Raw genomic sequence first — 2,043 nt, 5'->3', positions numbered from 1 at the left:
CTAGGTCGTGTCTCTCAACTTCGTAGCCAAGTGATGACGGCCGCCAGTACGGCTGCAGAGCGATAGACGATCGCGAGTTTGTCGTAACGGGTGGCCAGACCTCGCCACTGCTTGAGCAGGTTGAAAGATCGTTCCACGACGTTCCTGCGCTTGTAGGTCTCGGTGTCCAGAGCGCGGGGGCGTCCGCCGCTGCGGCCCTTTCTTTTGCGGTTGGCCTGCTGATCGGCGCGTTCGGGGATCACGGTGCGGATGCCACGGGCTGCGAGGTCCGCGCGGACCTGCTTCGAGGAGTACGCCTTGTCTGCGAGCAGAGCGTCCGGTGTAGTGCGCGGCCTGCCGCGGTCGAGTCGCGGAACCCGGATGTCGCCCAGAAGGAGGGGAAGGACCTGCGCGTCGTGGACCTGGCCCGGAGTGACTATGACGGCCAGCGGGCGGCCGTTGCCGTCCACGGCGTGATGGATTTTGGTCGTCAGGCCCCCGCGGGACCGGCCTATTGCGTGGCCTGCTGGCTCACTCCTGGTTTCAGGAACTTCGCTCTTGCTGTGGCGGGTGGCGGCGCCGGTGTCCTTCTCCGGCCGGGCCGTGTTCGTGGCGTGCTGGTGGGCCCGATTGATCGTCGAGTCGACCGAGACCGTCCAGTCCACTCTGTGGATCGAGTCCGCCTGGGCGGTCAGCTGCGCCAGAACCGTGTCCCAGGTGCCGTCCGCTGCCCACCTGCGATGACGCTTCCATACTGTCTGCCAAGGACCGAACGCTTCGCAGGGCAGATCTCTCCAGGGGATTCCGGTGCGGTATCGGTAGATGATTCCTTCGACGATGCGCCGGTGATCGGCGAACGGACGCCCTGCCTTCCCCGTGTTGCGGGGAAGGCAGGGCACCAGGCGAGCCCATTGCTCGTCAGTCAGCAGGCGCATGCGCCCGCTCGTGGTCACCGAGGCTGGTAGGCGGTGGCCAGCACGGAGACGGTGACCCGATCGGGCAGGAAGCCGTCATCGGTCAGGTCTGCACGGCTCACATGGCGGGCGCTCGGCGTCATCGCCACCAGGTCCAGGGCATCTTGCCTGGACAGAGTCGCGGAGTATTCCACCTCTTCAGTGACGGCGGCCTCGAAGAAGGGGCCCAGCGCCCGGTGCAGGCGCTGTTCCTTGGCCGGGTCGATCGTGACCATCGCAGGCAGCCGGCCGCGCAGCTCGGCCAGGTGCCGCCCAGTGGGACGGACCACGATCAACCGGCCGGTCGGGCGCAGCACGCGATGGAACTCGGCCGGGTTGCGCGGGGCGAACACGTCCAGCACGACATCGGCCACCCCGTCGGCCAGCGGGAAGGGACGAAAGACATCCCAGGCCACCGCGGCGGCTCGTTCGTGAGCTCGGGCTGCCGAGCGCAACGCCCGCACCGACGTGTCCAGGCCCAGACCACGGGCGCCGGGCAGATGGTCGAGCACGCCGGCCAGGTAGTAGCCCGTGCCGCATCCCACGTCCACAACCGTGGCCTGCTCAGCGGCGGCGTCAGCCGCCAGGTGGGCGCCAACGTTGCGGATGGGCGCGTAGGTACCGGTGGACAGGAACCGGCTCCGGGCCTGGACCATGGCTGTGTCATCGCCGCTGGTGGCGCGGGTGCCCGTCAGCAGGCCGGCGTAGCCGTGACGGGCGATGTCGAAGGTGTGACCTACCGGACAGCGCAGTGCGTCGCGGACGGGGAGCAGATGGCGCGTACGGCACGTCGGGCAGCACAGCAGGTCGAGGGACAGTTCGAGGGCAGGGGGAAGCGACACGGGCACGAGGCACTCCTGGCAAGGGCGAAGGGAAGAGACCGTGCCTGCACGCGCGCTCAAGCGTCACTGCCTCAAGAAGGAACGGGCAGCGTAGGAAACGTGGTTCACGCAGCAGGCACACCAAGGAGGGCGACGCCGTCCGGCATCGCCCTCAGCGCCTTCCGGTCACAGGAAGCAGCAGTGCGGGGTGCTCATGAATGCCACGTCATGAGTCTACGAGCATCGGCGAAGCCCCTCACGCCCCAACGGAGTTGGGAGACACGACCTAG

At 67.9% G+C, this 2,043-nt stretch carries 2 protein-coding genes; both read right to left on the bottom strand.

The window, feature by feature from the left end; all coding sequences use genetic code 11:
• Positions 1-14: 14 nt before the first annotated feature.
• Positions 15-914: an IS5 family transposase gene (locus tag ACFU97_RS46045; RefSeq protein WP_384269281.1), complete on the bottom strand. Its 900-nt coding sequence runs from the start codon at positions 912-914 to the stop codon at positions 15-17.
• Positions 915-928: 14 nt separating this feature from the next.
• Entirely contained in the window at positions 929-1,780 is an 852-nt protein-coding gene (locus ACFU97_RS46040) for a methyltransferase domain-containing protein (RefSeq protein WP_384269279.1), read from the bottom strand.
• Between the last annotated feature and the right edge of the window lie 263 nt (positions 1,781-2,043).

It is taken from the genome of Streptomyces sp. NPDC057616 (genome assembly GCF_042800575.1).
Lineage (GTDB): Bacteria > Actinomycetota > Actinomycetes > Streptomycetales > Streptomycetaceae > Streptomyces.
The sequence above is the reverse complement of the archived record's forward strand: the minus strand, read 5'-3'. Positions and strand labels throughout refer to the sequence as shown.

What these genes read in the sequence shown, in the direction of transcription:
- ACFU97_RS46045 (WP_384269281.1), bottom strand. Translation starts at nt 914, where the DNA reads ATGCGCCTGCTGACTGACGAGCAATGGGCTCGCCTGGTGCCCTGCCTT.